This is a genomic window from Methylobacterium sp. AC690 (assembly GCF_979256535.1).
Map to the genome: position 1 here is coordinate 18,435 of NZ_CEEDOX010000030.1, position 17,857 is coordinate 36,291.

General features: G+C 51.7%; 9 protein-coding genes and 9 pseudogenes. 8 read left to right on the plus strand and 10 right to left on the minus strand.

Annotated features, from left to right (window positions below):
- Positions 1-47: 47 nt before the first annotated feature.
- The 7 genes and pseudogenes from AC0IY1_RS23990 to AC0IY1_RS24020 all read right to left on the minus strand — a co-directional run.
- Positions 48-158 (minus strand): annotated as a pseudogene (locus tag AC0IY1_RS23990) (transposase); the annotation flags it as partial.
- Between the two features lie 786 nt (positions 159-944).
- Positions 945-2,546 carry a hypothetical protein gene (locus AC0IY1_RS23995; RefSeq protein WP_471773004.1) on the minus strand — a complete coding sequence of 534 codons (1,602 nt, stop codon included), beginning with the start codon at positions 2,544-2,546 and terminating at the stop codon, positions 945-947.
- Between the two features lie 347 nt (positions 2,547-2,893).
- Entirely contained in the window at positions 2,894-3,688 is a 795-nt protein-coding gene (locus tag AC0IY1_RS24000) for an ABC transporter permease (protein ID WP_471773007.1), read from the minus strand.
- 685 nt (positions 3,689-4,373) lie between these two features.
- Positions 4,374-4,505 carry a hypothetical protein gene (locus tag AC0IY1_RS24005; RefSeq protein ID WP_471773009.1) on the minus strand — a complete coding sequence of 44 codons (132 nt, stop codon included), beginning with the start codon at positions 4,503-4,505 and terminating at the stop codon, positions 4,374-4,376.
- Between the two features lie 137 nt (positions 4,506-4,642).
- A complete protein-coding gene (locus AC0IY1_RS24010) occupies positions 4,643-4,774 on the minus strand; it encodes a hypothetical protein (protein WP_471773023.1) in 132 nt (43 codons plus the stop codon).
- Positions 4,775-4,794: 20 nt separating this feature from the next.
- Positions 4,795-5,047: pseudogene (locus AC0IY1_RS24015) on the minus strand (IS66 family transposase); the annotation flags it as partial.
- Between the two features lie 73 nt (positions 5,048-5,120).
- Positions 5,121-6,005 (minus strand): polysaccharide pyruvyl transferase family protein, encoded by an 885-nt coding sequence (locus tag AC0IY1_RS24020; protein WP_471773011.1) that lies wholly within the window; start codon positions 6,003-6,005, stop codon positions 5,121-5,123.
- Between the two features lie 1,375 nt (positions 6,006-7,380).
- Between AC0IY1_RS24020 and AC0IY1_RS24025 the strand changes: the two genes are divergently transcribed.
- Positions 7,381-8,067 (plus strand): CatB-related O-acetyltransferase, encoded by a 687-nt coding sequence (locus tag AC0IY1_RS24025; RefSeq protein ID WP_471773013.1) that lies wholly within the window; start codon positions 7,381-7,383, stop codon positions 8,065-8,067.
- A 161-nt stretch (positions 8,068-8,228) separates the two neighbouring features.
- On the opposite strand, the pseudogene AC0IY1_RS24030 reads toward AC0IY1_RS24025, so the two are convergent.
- Positions 8,229-8,539: pseudogene (locus AC0IY1_RS24030) on the minus strand (ATP-binding protein); the annotation flags it as partial.
- Between the two features lie 149 nt (positions 8,540-8,688).
- Here AC0IY1_RS24030 and AC0IY1_RS24035 point away from each other — a divergent pair.
- From AC0IY1_RS24035 to AC0IY1_RS24045, 3 pseudogenes are all read left to right on the plus strand, one after another.
- Positions 8,689-8,787 (plus strand): annotated as a pseudogene (locus AC0IY1_RS24035) (transposase); the annotation flags it as partial.
- 45 nt (positions 8,788-8,832) lie between these two features.
- A pseudogene (locus AC0IY1_RS24040) lies at positions 8,833-9,641 on the plus strand (IS5 family transposase).
- A 6-nt stretch (positions 9,642-9,647) separates the two neighbouring features.
- A pseudogene (locus AC0IY1_RS24045) lies at positions 9,648-10,214 on the plus strand (transposase); the annotation flags it as partial.
- On the opposite strand, the pseudogene AC0IY1_RS24050 reads toward AC0IY1_RS24045, so the two are convergent.
- Positions 10,198-10,426, minus strand: a pseudogene (locus tag AC0IY1_RS24050) (integrase core domain-containing protein); the annotation flags it as partial. The pseudogenes AC0IY1_RS24045 and AC0IY1_RS24050 sit on opposite strands and share 17 nt — an antisense overlap.
- A 336-nt stretch (positions 10,427-10,762) precedes the next feature.
- On the opposite strand from AC0IY1_RS24050, the pseudogene AC0IY1_RS24055 reads away from it, so the two are divergent.
- Positions 10,763-11,353: pseudogene (locus AC0IY1_RS24055) on the plus strand (transposase family protein); the annotation flags it as partial.
- Positions 11,354-11,591: 238 nt separating this feature from the next.
- On the opposite strand, the gene AC0IY1_RS24060 reads toward AC0IY1_RS24055, so the two are convergent.
- A complete protein-coding gene (locus AC0IY1_RS24060) occupies positions 11,592-12,866 on the minus strand; it encodes an IS110 family RNA-guided transposase (protein ID WP_471773015.1) in 1,275 nt (424 codons plus the stop codon).
- Positions 12,867-13,145: 279 nt separating this feature from the next.
- Here AC0IY1_RS24060 and AC0IY1_RS24065 point away from each other — a divergent pair.
- The 3 genes and pseudogenes from AC0IY1_RS24065 to AC0IY1_RS24075 form a co-directional block, all read left to right on the plus strand.
- Positions 13,146-13,427, plus strand: a pseudogene (locus tag AC0IY1_RS24065) (integrase core domain-containing protein); the annotation flags it as partial.
- A 528-nt stretch (positions 13,428-13,955) separates the two neighbouring features.
- The gene (locus AC0IY1_RS24070; protein ID WP_471773017.1) at positions 13,956-17,264 is read left to right on the plus strand and encodes a rhamnosyltransferase WsaF family glycosyltransferase; all 3,309 of its coding nucleotides are present in this window, start codon (positions 13,956-13,958) and stop codon (positions 17,262-17,264) included.
- A 459-nt stretch (positions 17,265-17,723) separates the two neighbouring features.
- A partial coding sequence (locus AC0IY1_RS24075; RefSeq protein ID WP_471773021.1) for a dTDP-4-dehydrorhamnose 3,5-epimerase family protein occupies positions 17,724-17,857 on the plus strand: 134 nt, incomplete at its 3' end.

The window sequence follows — 17,857 nt, forward strand, 5'->3', positions numbered from 1 at the left end:
TCAACGCTCACCTGGCCGCAACGACTCAGGCATCGTGGAAAATGCTCTAGGAACCGCATGAACGAATGCCGGTTCAGGATCTGGAACTCTGTCGCATCGTCCGACAGCGTGTAGAGCGTCTGCAGGATCAGGATCTTGAACATGAGGACCGGGTCGTAATCTGACGCCGGCGCAGCGCAAAGCCGACCGCGCCCGCTTTAAGTTCTGTTCGGCCGTCGAGACAGTTTTCGCCAACCAGGAGCACCGCTCCGGCCTGTTTGTGCAAACCGTAAGCCTAGCCCGAGTCTGAGCTGAGATAAGGCTCGCCAATCTCGTCTACCACCTCAGGGGCATTCTCTGGATCGAAGCCCGCCCGGTGGCGGCCTGAGGAATGGTTGGAGAGAACCCTATGCCCCCTCATGACCACTGCCAGACTGCCATAACGCCAGTCTAATGACGCCGAAACTACGGGCGGGGTCAATCAAACGGTCAAACCTCGCCATTGCACAATTCTTCGAGGTGTTTGCACGGGAGGGGTATCTCGAGGGGTCCGATCGAAGCCGCTAGTTGCACCAGCGGGCCGCGGTTCTCCGACGGGCGATGAAAGCGCTCATACAGATCGAAGAACCCTGGCTGACCCATCCGAGTCTCCCAAACGCCGTAAACATCGGGGAATTACGACATTATCCCGTACGAAGGGGGTATCTCGAGGTGTTCGGATGGCCCGAGTCATTTAAGACAACGTCTAGGATCTTTTCAGAAGTGCAGGCTCACACAGTTGTACTGCGGCCGGGTGTCGGTGTTCACATCTCAGACCGAAGTCAGTTTTTGCGGAGGACGAAGCGCTGCGCCATCCTGCCCGTTAAACCTCGCGACAGCGCTTCATTTGATCGCTCAACTGTTAATCAGGAACTCGCTTTCGACGTTGAAAAGCAAATCCTTTTTATCACCTCCAGATAGCAACATCATTCAACAACCTGCTGGTGCAGATCAACGGCCGGCGATACAAACGCAGGCTGATACCTCGCGTATAGGGGTGATGTGCCTGATTTTGAACCTGATACCCAGCGGATCCGGTTCCCCATAACAGCAATATTGAGTAGTGATGCACCGTTACTCGCGAGCAGATCAAGGTTGTCCAATCGAACAGGAGTATTCCCGGCAATTACAAGCGCTGAGTTGCCTGGAACGGGATCGGCCATCCGCCCCCCAATTTGGATTCGACCTGAAACTTCAGAAGCTACATATACAAAGTTTCCAGACAAACCGGCGCTATTGACATTGATACGAACGTCGTCAGTACCCGCTCCAAGGATCGCAACTGCAGAATAGCCGAATGGCCCTGCAGTGATGTCTGCCCGCACACCCTTAGCGTTTTTTACCGTCAGAGCAGTTCCAAATTTTAAATTATTTCCAGCTCCAACCATTGTTAGATTGGATATTGACGCCGCGGGAGCTGCAGGATCAGTATCATGTATACTTAATCCATTGCCCTTATTTAACATTGTGAGCCGATCTACACCAAGTCGATAGGGCTGCCGCCCAGTTGCAGGAGAAGGACCGAATTCTACATGGTTATTAGCGGGATTAGAGTCAATGTCGCCAACATATATAATGCCGAACTGCGCTACTCCTACCCCGTTTAAAGCAACGCCGGAATAGGCATAGGCCCCGTCCAAGTAGGTTACAGCAACATCGTTGACGTCCCGCCAGACTGGTCCGAAGGCATCAAAATCGTTGTGTAGATTGTCGAGATGCCCCCAAAAGCCCGTGAATGTATTTCCACCATTATCAGTAAAAATAGATTGTCCAACGCGCGGCAGATCGAGGCGATCCCCGCGGCTTGTCTTTATCGTTCCTTTGATACCGCTTGTTACGATCTCGCCAGCTCGGGCATGCGCGACCCGAAGTAATCGACCCGCGTAGTTTTGTCCGGTAAGATCAACGGTGTAGCCCCCAATACCAGAGATGCGGATCGCTTCTTGTCCACCGGCCTCCACAACGTCAGCAACTGCTCCATAATCGACTGGATAAGGGTCGCGCGAAGTCCATCCCCTGAACGGCCCGCCCTCTATAAAACGAGCTCGTATTAACAACTGCTTGCCATTGTGGAAGTCGAATACGCGGAACGCTTTTGCATCGGGGGTAAAAGTGGCGTCAGAGGCATCAAAAATCATGCCAACCTTGCCTTGCAGATCCATCGGGATCGAAGTAGCGATACGATAACGTCCGGCCGGTACCCGAAGAACGGAACCGGGGCCAGCTGCTATCCATGCAACATACGCTGCTCGCAGAGCGGGTCCGTTATCGGTGCCAGCGCCAACTCCCGTACAGTCTGCAACGACGCCCCCCTCATATTGTGTGTTCCCAGCGTTTATCTCCCGAATGCCCCGCGAACCCGATTCCATGAACCCACTGCTTTGGGAGCGTCCGATCTGGAGATCGGCGGACAAGCGAACGCCACCGTCATCCTCGAAGCTCAAGGTTGACAGTGAACGGTCTTGAGCCAATGCGGGCGTTTCAAGGAACAGCACCCCGCCGAGCACAAGATATAAAATTTTCATCATTTTTATCCTAACAGCTATAGCGCTATTCTAACAGATGAATAGCGGACCTATTTTTCTAAGCGAGACACAACGTGCACTTTACAAAGTCACAGTAATAAATCGAATAACTGAGACTATCTTTTTTTGACTTGACGAACAAATAATAAGATCGGCTATATCTATCCTGTTGATCAAAATATCTATAGATTAGAAAGACGATCGGTTTGCTCTGACCTAAACTTTATCTTGAATAAAGTATATCTGGTTCATGCCGAAATAGATAGCTCGCTTGCTCGGCGGAGCGATTACTATGTTTCGCCCAAAAAAACTCGATGAAGCTTTAATTAGCCTAGTAATTCGGTTTAGTGTTATAAGTACCTTCGGACGACGGCCCGCTCCATCCCCAGTCCTATGCATAAAGATCCAAATCCCCAAGAAATCACATAGTAATAATCAACGACAACACCAAGCGAAGGGTCATACGCTAGCCGAACCCATTCAATAATTTGGACCACAGGATTCCATTTCATTACACTATATATCTCGTCTGGAAGCATATTTGGAAGAAAAAAAACGCCGGAGGTGACATACAGTAGAACTGTAATAACTATGTATGCCCATAGCCACCCCTGAAAGACTGACATGATACCTATGTTTATTGCGCCCATTCCTAGACCCAAGAGAAGTGCCATCAAATACCCGGTAATTGCCAGCATCGGATCGTCAGGCATAGGATTTACACCTAGTGCAAATAATATCGTCAAGATTATCAAAAGCCCTTGAAATCCTTTGATTGTTTCAACAATGAACCTAGCTATCATGATGTCAAAAGCTTTTACTTGAGGGTAATACATTAAAGGTCTGTTTACAACAATAGCTTTCATGGCCTCACGAGAAGTGTATTGAAAAATCAGGGCCGGAACTGCACCGGTGGCAACAAATAGGATTGGATTGTTTCCCATTGGAGATGGAAGATTACGGAATATCATTATAACGACCATAACGAAAATATGCGCTACGGGCCAAAGCACTACAAGAACATACCCCCAGTAAGATCCTCCGAATCGTGTTCGCATGTCACGAAGCATCAATGCTCTTATTACTCCAGCATATACCTCAAAACTCTCTCTTTGGGCGTTTTTTGAAGCTGTTTTAACTGACATACCTAATTTCGCCTTTGCCTACCTATAAGTTATAGAGCTCTAAAAATTGACAAAATTACGATCTCACTGTTTGGCCGCAAAATCTGGTGGAACGAATCTAACTTCAAGTGAGAGGGTCAACGGACCATGCTTGGCTGGTGGCCATACATGGCGTGAATTATGGCAGCCTCTTTAGGGAGCAGTGAAGTTGGAGGCGCTGACGAAACAGGCCAGATGAGCCCAAAGCTGCGCGTGGCGGTCGTAGTAGTATCGCTCGACCATCGCATCTTCGATCATGCGGCTCATTCACTCGACCTGACCGCTATCGGACATGATGGCTCTGGTGCCCTCGGGTTCTGCTGATCGTTCGATGAACTTTATGGCGAGCTGATCCGGGACACGGGGGCACCGCGAGCACTCTAGTGCGGGCAAGCCGACACTTGTACCATGGGTTGCGAGCCCGAGTCGTTATTTGGCCGCCCCTGCGGCTCGGCCGGATGCGCGTGCCGAACACGGTTCCGTAGTTACAGCGTTGCCCGCCAGCTCCCGTGAACAAGTCACAAGGGACAAGCTCATGCGAGTTGTGGGATTAGACATCCACCGCATCTTCGCCGAGGCGGTGCTGCCGGAGGATGGAACGGTTCGACGTCTGGCTCGGATCGGCAGGGACTTTCAAAGGATTTCGTGGTGGGCGGCCAATTGAACATCAGGCCTCCATGGCCGGGGTTAAGCGTTCGTAGACGATGACGGAGAACGGCGCCTTGGCCATGACCCGCTCACGCGAGGCGATCATCAGAGCATTCTCGGATCGGTTGAAAAGCAAGTAGAGCAGCCTCAACGCGGCTTATTCGATCGGGGAGTGAACCCGGGCGCTCACGGTCTGGCACAGTGTCGCCTGCAGGGCATCGGTGTGATCGTCATGTACAGGATCTGCCGGACCTCGCCCGGGGAGGTGTAGAACGGCATTACATTGCTTCAGGCCCGTCTCCAGCTCCAGCCGATGGCCGAGTACTTCCGGCCCCATTCGTCCGCCTCGAAGAGGGCCAAAGCCGCCTCGCCGGTGGCGGCCTCCTGCGAACGATAAGTGTCATTCGGCGGAGCCGCCACGGCCTTGAGGTCCTTGTAGGTGGGCCGAACGGCGTGACCCGCGCCGCCTCCGACACCGACGCGACGACCTGCACCCCGCAGGTCGGGCAGCGCACGGCCAACCGTAGCTGCTGCGTCACCACCGGTGTCACCTCCGGCAATTCGATCCGCTCGCCCGCTCCCGAGTTAGGTAAGAGGAACTCCGTGCAGGGCGCCGCCACAGCACACGCAGCGGTCGGGCCGATGATCGACGACCGCGTCGGGATCGTCGCTCTCAACGCAGCTATCGCCGTCACTTCGATAGTTCGCGCTCGTATTAAATGTGTCACCCGAAGTCACCAACGGGATTCCAAACAGCGCGGCAGTACTATTTCGTATAATCAATAGCTAATTTTGTTAGCTGACGAGATAGTTTCAAAAAGTCATCTTTATTTGGTTCAGGCTCGTTAAAATTAACGATGTTTTCGGAAAAAAACTTCTCGATAGTACAATGTCGAACTAAAGTGTTCAATCCCGCGAAGCGTTCTTGGTCAGTAGCTAAGTCGAGCAGAACCACCGGAGTGCCAAGTGCTAAACAAGGGAGGGCACAGTGAAGCCTGGACGTAATCACAAGACTTGCTTTTTCGTAGATCGTTAACAATTTTTGCGCTAACTCAAATTTCCGGTCGTGGGAGGCTCCCTCTTGTTCATAGTGAGACACAACTAGTATTTTTTTGAACGAGTAAGCTTTCTGACGGATGAGAGCAATTACATCCTGCGGCACGTCATTCACTACTATAAGATCTTCGTCTCTGTGGTACCCAATCCGGGGTAAGGTCAAGGTCAAGCAACCTGAAAAGTAAGATTTGACACCTCTTTCCTCGAGCGATTTTAAGGTATCAAGATCCCTTGCTCCTATTGGTTCTCTATCTTTTAAAAATTGGATATTCTCTTCGCTAAGAAACACGTCGTGAGCTGAGCGTCTGGGGTCAACCCTGCCAGGGTATTTTGAAATGTGGATAGATGTCAAAAGCATATTTGCGTCTGATCGTGGTGGCCATTTGCTGACGTCTTGCATATACCATCCGTTAGCTATAGTTCTCAGTTTCGATAGGTCAAAACCAGGGTCAACTAAATCATCACGGTCGATGTATACAAAAGAGGATCCTATGAAATTCTTCGCCGCAAGACTCTGAATTTCATCTCCCAAGTTATTCGTATTGGTGTAAGCTAGCAGACCGAATTTTTTTTGAAGGTCGTGGGTGTCACTCACTGTAATCATTTTTTCCTCATAGTAGATGCTGTGTGATCTTAACGATTACACTTACTTATTAGGGTCAGCCATGGATATTATTGAATCCAATATTTCAAAATACAAACCGACAAATCCTCAATGATTACATATGAATTCACTATTGCTGGATAAATCCACCCCCAATAGATTTGTTATTAAAATTATCCCTTTGGGAGATCCAATAATATATCATATTACTTTTCAAATTTTGGGCTGAGATGCCCATAACATTCTGCTTACAGAAAATAATCTGTTTTCGATCGACGGCAAGCGCGCAAGATACTTTGAGATGCCTGTCCAGAAAATCCTTGCACATCAATATGTCGATATCTTCTAAGATAATAAGCAGCCATCATATTACCAACGATTTACTTCTATATTACAATTAAATGCCGCAGGAGCATCTTGTGGATAGTTGTTCATTTGAAATACATATACTTGGCACCCTACAAGTTGTCAGGTAATTTACGAGTCAAAGATCATACAAAACGGGACGGCGGGTCCATTCGATCACAACTGGTGCCAGCTGCATATCTGTGTTGAGAACGCGCTTTAACTCTCTCTCTGATGCCGGCAGCATTGACGTAAAAGATATCCAAGATGGGACTGCAGAATGCGCCCTTGCTTAGAGTAATTGGGCCTCGTACGTTTCGGGACCAACGTCGATCGTCTCGACCACGGTATCGACCAAATAGGCTTGCTCGTGAGGTTGGAAAATGCTGTCACGGCCTGCCCAAACTGCTAGAGACCATCTCACTTCATTGCAAGCCGCTATGGGAATCGTGCCGCTCCCATGTTGCTCGGTTTCCGGCGCGTCTAGCTTTAGGTCGTCGGTCGTTGCTTCTGGTTAGACGAATCGACACGCGAGCTAAAGTTTTTGCTGAGCGCTTTTCCGACGTGCCTGCCCGTTCTGCGTGACGTACCTCATGACTGGAATAGATTGTCCATTATTTTAGTCTTGCCCTAGGCGGTCGGGCTGATCCAGGTTCTGCGTAGAACGTTCCGCCTCCCTCCATCATCAGCTTCATGGCTCCACGCCGTTGAGGGCCTCTTCCCCGTTCTGATTTGTTGCCGCCCACAGCGGGGCACGTTCAGCGGCATCCTCGATCATCAGGCGACCATCAACTGCAAATTCCCCAAGCGCGACCGAAGTTCAATGCCCTTCATTTGGACCAAACCAGCCTCTGCGATCTTGGACGCATTTACCCAAGCCTGAACCTTCCTTCCGCCTTATAGCGCTAGACGACCTTGATGCAAAAATCGGCTCAGCGGAGATTCCCAACCTTGGCGGCTTTATGATACTCTCACTGAGGCAAACAAGCTTGGAAATAAGAAATTGGAGGGGAGTTGTGGGATGCATTTGAACGAAGATAGAAATCGCATAAAGCTTGAGAAGATACAATCCTCCATCGTCGACAGCAAAGCCTATAACGCTTTTATAAATTTGGAAAGGCGCGTCAATGTTTATGGCACCAGACTAGAGGGTGGAGTGCACTTGGGAGCCCATTCTTTTGTCAATCCTGGTAGCGATATTAGGCATTGCAAAGTAGGAAGGTATTGCTCTATCGGTGATGGAGTATACATTTCTCCAAATAGACATCCGCATGATTGGTTTTCCACCCACCCGTTGATATTGGCAAAGTCGACTAACCCTTACAACGACCATATAGCGCGGACTGTGACAGTCGGCTCCGATGTCTGGATCGGAGGTAGAGCAACGATTATGGCCGGCGTAACGATTGGCGATGGAGCCGTAATTGGAGCGGGATCAATAGTAACCAAGGATGTCGATGCCTTCACTATTGTGGCTGGCATTCCAGCAAGGGTCATAAAGAAGCGGTTTGACGATGAAAAAATTCGACAGTTTAATGAACTTTGTTGGTGGAATTATGAAATAGACGGCTTGCCAATCAGTTTGGACTTTTCAAATGTAGATGATTCTTTACAAATAATTTCGAGTCTAATTAGAAATAAGGAATTGCTGGAACTTTCAAATGAGTCGGCGTCCATTATAGTGGAGGGACACCACAAGTTTATCTAGTAATTTGCCTCGGTATTTCGCTAGATCAGTACTTATGGGGTCTTGTTTCTTTTGTGAGATGTTAAATGTTCAGCTTAGAGCGCAGATTTAGTACTTTATAACTGAGTATTTTGGCAAACAATGCACGTCTAGAGGCGGGGTGGCACGAAGCGCTGTTTCAACTACAGAGGCTGGCACCATCTTGGCATGTTGCTCTCAAGATGACTTGTCATGGGCGATGTCAAAGTGTGGGTATCGTTGGGTTGATGGTCAACCGAGGTAATCCGGTCAAGCAGGGCCGTCGTCATCGTCGCATCCCCAAACACATTCGGCCATTCGCCAAACGGCAGGTTCGTCGTGACGAGCACGGACGTGCGCTCGTAGAGCCGGCTGATTAGGTGGAACAACATCTGCCCGCCAGCGCGAGGTAATGGCAAATAGCCAAGCTCATGGAGATCACGAGGTCTGTCCGCGACAACTGCGTAGCTAGCCGTCGCAGGTCCATAACAGCCTCGAGCATTACATGGGCACTTCGATGGATTGTAGTGCGTCGTCGGTTTGATCGTTCAGGAGGCAGCGATGGATCTTGATCGCCAAGAGATAAACGAACTTGATGCGTAGCTGGTATCATTCCTTACGGCGATGGGACGCAAGACCCGACGGACCTTATCGCCTCTCTACCTCCGGGGTCTACTGGGGCCGGGAGATCGCAAGAGCCTGCAGCCGATGGCGACGCGCCTAGAGGCTGTTATGGACCCGTTGTTCGAGGATTCCAGATGAAGGGGCATGACCTCTTCGCGCAGATCCTACCCATCCGATGTCTCCGATGATGAGTGGGCGCTGGTCGCCCCTTACCTGACGCTGCTGCGCGAGGATGCGAGACAGCGCGAGCATAGCTTGCGCGAGGTGTTCAACGGCCTGCGCTACGTCGTGAAGACAGGCGCACCGTGGCGGTGGATGCCAATGACCTGCCACCCTGGGAAGCCGTCTATCAGCAGGCCCAGCGTTGGCTGGCGGCCGGCTGCTTCGAGCAACTGGCTGACGACCTCCGCGCGCTGCTGCGTCTGGCCTCCGGACGTTCGCCTGAGCCCAGCGCGGCGATCCTCGACAGTCGGACCTTGCGGTCGACGCCCGAGAGCTGCGAGCGGGGCGGCTACGATGGCGCCAAGCGCAAGAAGGGCTCGAAAGTCCACCTGGCCGTCGATACGCTCGGCCACCTCCTGGCCCTGCACGTCACGCCCGCCGACGCCGACGATCGCGCCCAGGTCGGGCGTCTGGCCGAGGCCGTGCAGGCCGCCACCGGCGACAGCATCGACCTGGCCTACGTCGACCAGGGGTACACCGGTGAGAAACCGGCCAAGTCCGCCCGCGAGCACGGCATCGAACTGGAGGTCGTCAGACTGCCCGAGGCCAAGCGCGGCTTCGTCCTGCTACCGCGGCGCTGGGTGGTGGAGCGCTCCTTCGCCTCGGCGACCCGCTTCCGACGCCTCGTCAAGGACTACGAGCGCTATCCCAGTACGCTCGCAGATCTCCACATCGTCGCCTTCGTCTGCCTCATGCTCAAACAAGCCGCTCAACTCGCGGCCAGTTCATAACACCCTCTAGGGCTGTCGGGCCACGTCCAGTTGCGGCACCCCATCGCCAGCCCAGCCTGAGATGATGCGCCGCTCTGGACGGAGCTGGCCCGTCAGGTGGATCGGCTTGTAGGCGGACCCGAAGCCTGCCTGTTGATCGACGACACGGCCCTGCGAAAGAAGGGCGCGCTCGGTCGAGTGGGGCGCAAAAACGGAGGCGCGCTGGGCAAACAGGCCAACTACCAGTCCCTGGTCTCCCTTACCCTGGCGCAGGACCAAGTCCCCGTACCGGTGGGCCTTCGCCTGTTCCTGCACGAGGCACCGACGAGCGATCCACACCGGTGCTTGCAGGCCGGCGTGCCAAAGCGCGCGACCGTGCCACGGAGCAAGGATGAGATCGCCCTGTGGGAACTCGATCGGCTAAGGGCGGAGAAGCTGCGCTTCGGCACGGTGCTGGCAGATGCGGGCTACGGCGTCAGCGCCGTTTTCCGTCGCGGCTTAGATGAAATGAACCTGCGCTGGGCGGTGGGCATCGTGAAGAACCAGAAGGTCTACACGTCCGATGTGCGGCTCGTGCCGCTGATGGGGCGCGCGCACTGTTGTAGTGACTCCGCCATTGCTCGATCACCACGCTGGCTTCCTTTAGTGTGCAGAACACCTCGCCGTTAAGGAGTTCGTCGCGCAGCTTCACGTGGACGCTTTCATAGGTCAGCGTTCTCCCAAGGGCTGCCTGGCTCGCTGTAGGTAGTTTCTGAGCCGACTGCTCCGATCCTTTCTCGGACAGATCGAGCGTTAAAGTCAGGTCCATACCACATCAAGAAGATGGCTTAACGGTTCTGGAGTGGCGCGCGAATCCATGCTGGGGCAGCGCGCCGCTCTAGGCGGTCATGGCCGATCAAGCGATCTCTAGGCTCATGGTGCTTGAAGCCTCGTTCCGGGAGATGGATCGACCATTGCCAAACCTCCGCTTTCGCTGCCTACCGGCGTATGTGTCGCTATTGAAGTCGCCGAGCCTCGCAACGAGGTGTTGATCGAATTGCTCGGCTCCAGCCGAAGACGCTAGCTAAGCGTCCTCATCGTGCATCTAGCTGTTCGGTCCCACTGTGTGGTGGTACGACTGATACCGCATGGAGGGACGCGCTATGGGACAGGTTCTTCACGGCAGCGCCACGACGACTGAGACGGTCCGTCGCGCAATCCAAGCTCGTCAAGAGAGCGTAAGGGCCGCTGCCAAGCGCTACGGCATCAGCGCCACGACGGTGCAGAAGTGGCGCTCACGCCAGACCAGCACGGATGCGCGGATGGGACCGAAGGAGCTTCATTCCACCGTGCTGAGCGTGGAGGACGAGGCGGTGATCGTGGCCTTCCGGCGGCATACCCTGCTGCCGCTCGATGACTGCCTCTACGCGCTGCAGCCGAGCCTGCCGCATCTGACCCGCTCGTCCCTGCATCGCTGTCTGCAGCGTCACGGCATCAGCCGCCTGCCGGATATCGATGGCGACAAACCTAAGCGCTCGCGCTTCGAAGCCTACCCGATCGGCTACTTTCTCATCGACATCGCACAAGTCAGCACCGAACAGGGCAAGCTGCACCTGTTCGTGGCCATCGACCGCACGAGTAAATTTGCCTTCGTCCAACTGCACGAGAAGGCGACGCAACGCATTGCGGCAGCCTTTCTACACGATCTAGTCGCCGCCGTGCTGTACACGATCCACACGTTGCTGACGGACAACGTCCTACGTAGCGAGGAAGGACGGCTCGCCAGGCAACAGGTCTCTGTCCGCGAACATGCGCCCGCGGCGAGTTTGTCGTCAACGTCGATCCAGGCGGCTCCTGCCGATCCGGAAGAACTCTCGGCCATAGCGAACACAGGATCCAGCCGATGCACGCGGCACCGTGGTCCTCACCGTCCTCAACACGAGATGCCAATCCAGGCAGGAGACCCGAGCATTATCTACAGGGTCGTGGCTCTCACGCCCTCACGGCTCCATTGAGAGGGGTTCTCCCGCCTGGCACCGGCTCCTCAACGAAGGGCCGGTAGTCGTCACCGGTCTTGATGACGGCGTGCACCACGCGCGCCATCTTGGCGGTGATTGCTGTCAGCGCCTTGCGCCGCAGGTCGGCATCGTGCCGGTCGCGGGCGATGTAGCGCTCGAACTTGTCACGGAAGCTGTTCTCCCGCTGCCGGATGGCCACCTGTCCAGCCAGCCAGAGCGTACGCCGGAGCCGGGCGTTGCCGTACTTCGACAGCTTGGTCTGGCCGCGGAAGGTGCCGGACTGTTGGGTGGCCAGATCAAGGCCGCAGAACTTCAGGAACTGTCGGTGATGGCTGAAGCGGCGCAGATCGCCGGCCTCAGCCAGGATGGTGAGGGCGTTGATTGGGCCGATGCCAGGGATGCGACGCAGCAGCTTGTAGTCGGAGTTGTCTGTCAGGAGAGCGTCGGCCGTGACCTCGATGGCGTCGCGCTGCTGGATCAGGCCGCGCACCTCGCCAATGACGAGCCGGAACATGCTCACCGCCGGAGCATCCGGCGGCACCGGCAGGCCGATCGAGCTGCGGGCTGTCTCGTAGATGTCGCCGAGCAGCTGCGCCTTGGCGACCTTGCGCCCAACCACGTCCCAGGCAGCGGCAACGAACGCCTCCTTGCTCAGCGCCGTAATGCTGGCAGGCGTGGGGAAGCGATCGAGGAAGGCGAAGAACCAGTCCGAGCGGCTGTTGTGCCGGAAGCGGTCGACCTCCGGAAAGTAGAGCGGCAGGTAGTGGGTCAGGATCCGGTGCAGCACCTCGGTCTTGGCCTTCGAGATGGCATCGTGCGTCTTGGACAGCTCTTGGACGTCGTTGATCCCGGCGGCGAGCGGATCCTGGTAGACCTGCGTCGCACCGATGCGGATCATGTGCAGCATGACCTGCGCGTCCTTGGGGTCGTTCTTGTCCCAGCCGTTGTGCAGGGCCTCACGGGTCCGGGCGAGCGCCACGGACGAGATCAGGCGCACGGCAAAGCCGGCCTGAAACAAGCGCCAGGCGATGGGACGATGATAGTTGCCGGTCGCCTCGAAGCCGCACGTCACCGGCTGGTCGAGATTGGACAGGAGCGCGATCAGGCGATCGTGCTCGGCACGAGTGTTGAGGACGCTCAGCCGGCGACGGCGAAGGCCGGGCGCCTCGATCAGGACCTCGTTGCGGGCTTTGGCGACGTCGATGGCTACGAGAATGCCCTCTGGCGGGGTAAGCTGTGATCTGGTCATGGTCGATCCGTCTCCGGAATGAGGCTTCGAACACCGTCACTCTAGAGACCTGTTGATCGGCCATGACCGCCCAGGGCGGCACGCTGCGCTCAATGTGGCTTCGCGCGCCGCCCCAGAACCGTCGAGCCATCTTCCTGATGTGCTATGGCATCCAGTTCACCGACAATCATCCGTTGGACGAGGAGGCTGAAGCCAAGGCGGCCGCCTACTGGGCGATCCAGGATCGGCCGCGCATCTACCGCTGGCACTCGTTCGATTGGGCTCAGCGTGCAGACCAAGATCGAGCATCGCCTGACCAAGCCGCGCTGCCCGTGGACGAATGGTCAAGTCGAGCGGATGAACCGAACTATCAAGGACGCCACGGTCAAGCGCTACCATTACGCCAGCCATGACGAGCTCCGGCAGCACCTGCAGCTTTTCGTAGATGCCTACAACTACGGTCGTCGGCTCAAGACCCTGCGCGGCCTCACGCCATACGAATTCATCTGCCACACTTGGACGAAAGAGCCAGAACGCTTCAGGCTCGATCCGTCACACCACATGCCGGGACCAAACATCTAGCTTGGTACCGCGGCCATCGAACGCGGGCAGGCAAGCATCGACCAGACCTATAATACCAATCGGCAGCACTCCGCCCACGGGAATCCAAACTCCGCGCGATCGGATAAGCAACAAGCCCGAGCCGCCGTCAAAACCATCGTCTGATCGACGCCACCATCAACGTGATACGCCACAAATGGGGTCGAACCATTGGTAGGACTCAAAACGGCAGCCCCCAGGCTTGAAAGATTTTGCAGCATCGAAAAATTAAAATGCCGTCTAGATCTCTCGCTGTGCACCCGGTATGTCAAGCAGCGAAATGAGCTTCGATGTCTCTTAGATGTAGCGACCGAGGTTTTCTAAGAAATATAATTAGAACTTTGACAAAATGCAAAATTCAGTTTTACGATCTAGATTCCAATATTTGATATATATTCTTGAATACGAATATTGTAAAATACCATGTCTGAGTCTTACTATATCGTTAATACGAAATAGATATAGTAAACCCAAGTAATATCTTAGCAGTTATCGACAGAAGAGGCACGCATGTTAAACAACGTCAGAACAAAGCTTAAGTCGTATACATCTTTAATTAAGCAAAATAAAACTACGAACCAAAATTATCGGGCCATAGCCGCGGAATTTGACGAAAAGTTTTATCGCGAAAACTTCCCTTCTTTGTCAGGTGGAGTTGATGCAGTCCATCACTTCATGTCCGAAGGTTGGAGGATGGGGCTTGATCCATCACCCGAATTTTCAACCACATATTATTTAAGCGAAAACGAAGATGTAACAACGGCAGGTTTCAATCCTTTTCTTCATTACATTACCCACGGAAGGCGAGAGGGTCGCCTTCCGAAGCCGAACGGTACAATATCCAATTTTGTAAGCGACTACAGCGTAATTGGACAAAGTTTTGATGTAGGCTTTTACTTGAAAAAATATGCCGGAACGCTTGCAGATAACGACCCTGTAGAACATTATCTTAAAGAGGGATGGAGGCTTAATTTTGATCCAGCACCGGATTTCAGCACAAGTTTTTACCTGAAGCACAACAAAGATGTTAAACGTAAGGGCACAAACCCTTTTATCCATTACATAAAGAAAGGGAGACTTGAGGGACGAAAAGCTTTTGCGAATGATGGAAGAGTCAATCCATTCATCGTAACAGATGAATATAAATTAATAGCAAGAAATTTTGATAAGTCTTTTTATCGCGAACAGCTGACTGACGTTGATGTAAACACGATCGATCCTGTTTGCCATTTTTGCCTATCAGGCTGGAAACTTGGCCTAAGACCGACCCGTGACTTTGATACTAATTTTTATATTACTACAAATAGTGATGTTCGCAATAGTGGGGTAAATCCTTACTATCATTACCTCTCTATCGGCAGTGCGGAAGGAAGGTTTCCCCATCCCATTGCTAAACTATGCGATTTTGGTTCTGAAAATTGGAAAGATAGTAGCGCTGCAATCAAATTAATGGAGCCTCATTTCGACGAAACTTTCTATAGAAATCTATATGAAGACATGAGGAGAAAAGATGTATCTCCAATAAATCACTACTGTAGTTTTGGCTGGAAGGAAGGCCGCAGCCCAAATGCTTGGTTTGACTCCGACTTCTATGTAAAGTCGTACCCTGGCGTTCTTCATATGAATATCAATCCGTTGCTTCACTATGTAATTTGGGGAAAGTCACAGCATCTATTGCCTCACGAGTCATCAGGAAGATCAAAGGTTAAGCGCTCTCACAATGCCAGCCCAATCAAAGAAAGCGATTTGCTTTCGGTGGCTCAGTACTCTCAGAATTCGAAAACTCCAGTAACAGACGTGTTGGGTCATAAGCGCAGCTTAGATCTCAAGAAAATCACTATCAACTGGATAATACCAGATTTTTATGCCGGTGGTGGTGGCCACATGACTATTTTTCGAATGGTTCGCTGGCTCGAGTTTCTGGGTTACGACTGCGCTGTGTTCATTAAAGATGCAATTGCGGGAAGGGGCTTAGAGGAAAGGGAGAGAATTCTGCTACAATCCTACCAGATCTGCCGAGCAAAAATGGAGTTCCTCACAGACAGTACCGAATTTACGGATACTGATGTTCTGGTAGCCACAAGTTGGGATACAGCTTACGTAGTAAATTCAGCTAAGAATGTAGCAGCTAAGTTTTACTTTATCCAAGATTATGAACCTTTATTTTATGCTAAGGGATCCAGGTATATCCTTGCTGAAAATACATACAAATTTGAACTTGCGTGTATTTGCGCAAGCCCGTGGTTAGAACTTTTAATGACAACGAAGTATGGTCGCTGGGCAAAATCATTCATGCTTAGTGTAGATGAAGTTTATAGTCCGAAAATCAAGCCTGATCTTCATGATAAGAAGATAAAAATCGCCTTTTATGCACGTCAGCATACAACTCGACGTGCCGTAGAACTTGGTCTTCTAGCTCTTGACGAGCTTGCAAAGAAAACAGACAATTTCCATGTGGAATTTTTTGGTACCGACGAACGATTTTCTTCAGCTAGGTACTCTGCAACAAACAACGGAATTCTTTCTCCTGAAGAATTGTCCGAACTCTATTCCTCTTGTGATATCGGTATTTGTTTTTCAGCAACGAACTATTCACTTGTCCCGCAAGAAATGATGGCCTGCAAACTTCCTGTGATTGAGCTAGATCAAGAAAGTACCAGAGCAATCTTTCCTGAGAATGTCGTCGTTCGCGCCTCCCCAAGCCCATATGATATTGCTGAAGAAGTGGCTCGTTTGATACTAGATAAAAATGCACGTAAATCTTTGGCAGAAGCTGGCTACAACTGGGCTTCTCAATTTTCGTGGCAGAAGTCAGCTAAGAACGTTGATGATGCAATAAGAAATTATTTAGGCGTGGACGTACAACAAAACGATAGTTCCAGCTTTTTGAATGAAACTGAGATTAAAGTTTCAGTTATTATTCCATCCTACAACGGAGGTGCTCTTATAAAGAAAGTTATAGATAAGCTATGCTCTCAAAAGGCGCCTTGGAAGTTCGAAATTATTGTTGTAGATAGCTCTTCCAGTGACGGAACCTGGGAGTACCTTATTAGTCTTGGAGATTCGATTAAACCGCTTAAAATTGGCAAGGGAGAATTCCAACATGGGCGAACTCGTAACTACGCTATAGAGCATACCTCCGGTGAATACATAGTTGTGCTTACGCAGGACGCTCTCCCGGTTGATGACTATCTACTATATAACTATGCAACCATAATGGATCGGTTCCCCAAAGCGGCGGGCGCATTCGGGCGCCATATTCCATGGCCGGAAGCCTCGTCGTTTACAACGAGAGATATCCAAAATCACTTCGACAACATCAAAAATGGACCATTGTCTACCTCTAAATTTCTCAATTTTGAGCTTTATGCTTCCGGCAACATTGCTCATAGGCAGCAATTGCACTATTTTAGCGATAACAATGCTTGTATTAGAAAGTCTGTGTGGGACAGGATCAAATATCCCGAGATCGATTACGGCGAGGATCAAGCCTGGGCTGAAAAAATTATTGCGGCGGGATATCATAAGATTTACGTTGATAAGGCTCAAGTTTATCATTCGCATGATTACAATGAAATACAAACGTTTGAACGCGCTAGGACGGATGCTGAGTACTTCCGTAAGATATTCGGTTACGACTTAGCTCCTGCTAATTTGACTGATGAAATCATCAAAGCTAACATCAATGACGAAATTTGGGCTGCAAGACACGAAATACCAGTCGAGGAAATAAATCTGCAAAAAAAATTGAATGCTCATAGGCTATCTGGTCTTTCAGCAGGCTCTATTGAAGGCATCTCGTACAAAAGCCCGTTTTAGTCGCCCTCTCAAATATACAGGCGTCTTCATGAAGACAAATATAGCATTTCTTCATCAGTCCAATCTTTAGTACTGACTTGCGTCGGTTACACTTTACCGGCGCAAGTTATAATCTTTTTGGTAGGACGTGTTCTCGAAACCCCACGAGAAACGCTAGTCATCAGCCTAAAATCGAGCATTGAATATTTTTGGAAGATCGCCAGATAGTTTTGTCATTTTAAAATTTTGCGTCATGTAATCATTTCTTAATCGAGATTTTCGCAATCCTGGTCAAGACCGCGGTTGCAAAAATACTCTTTAAGGTTTGATCTTATCGGTGTATACTGATTAAAAATTTTGGTTTTTTTCGTGAAATCTCAAAAAATAGTTGGTCAGCTAAGGTAATATTGTGGCTTGTCAAAATTATTTTTCGGCAGCTGAACTGAGTACTTAGGTTTGAAATCTTGAGGTCCCCCGGGCATGCAGGTGATTGAGACGGAGATTCCGGCGGTCCGGCGGGTGGTGCCCACGCGCTTTGGCGATGCGCGGGGCTGGTTTTGCGAGACGTACCGGGCGGACATCCTGGCCCGGGCCGGCATCGCGGATGTGTTCAT

Bases quoted from the DNA above. Each gene is read 5' to 3' on its own strand.
- AC0IY1_RS23995 (WP_471773004.1), bottom strand. From the start codon at position 2,546: ATGATGAAAATTTTATATCTTGTGCTCGGCGGGGTGCTGTTCCTTGAA.
- AC0IY1_RS24060 (WP_471773015.1), bottom strand. From the start codon at position 12,866: ATGACCAGATCACAGCTTACCCCGCCAGAGGGCATTCTCGTAGCCATC.
- AC0IY1_RS24000 (WP_471773007.1), bottom strand. From the start codon at position 3,688: ATGTCAGTTAAAACAGCTTCAAAAAACGCCCAAAGAGAGAGTTTTGAG.
- AC0IY1_RS24025 (WP_471773013.1), top strand. From the start codon at position 7,381: ATGCATTTGAACGAAGATAGAAATCGCATAAAGCTTGAGAAGATACAA.
- AC0IY1_RS24070 (WP_471773017.1), top strand. From the start codon at position 13,956: ATGTTAAACAACGTCAGAACAAAGCTTAAGTCGTATACATCTTTAATT.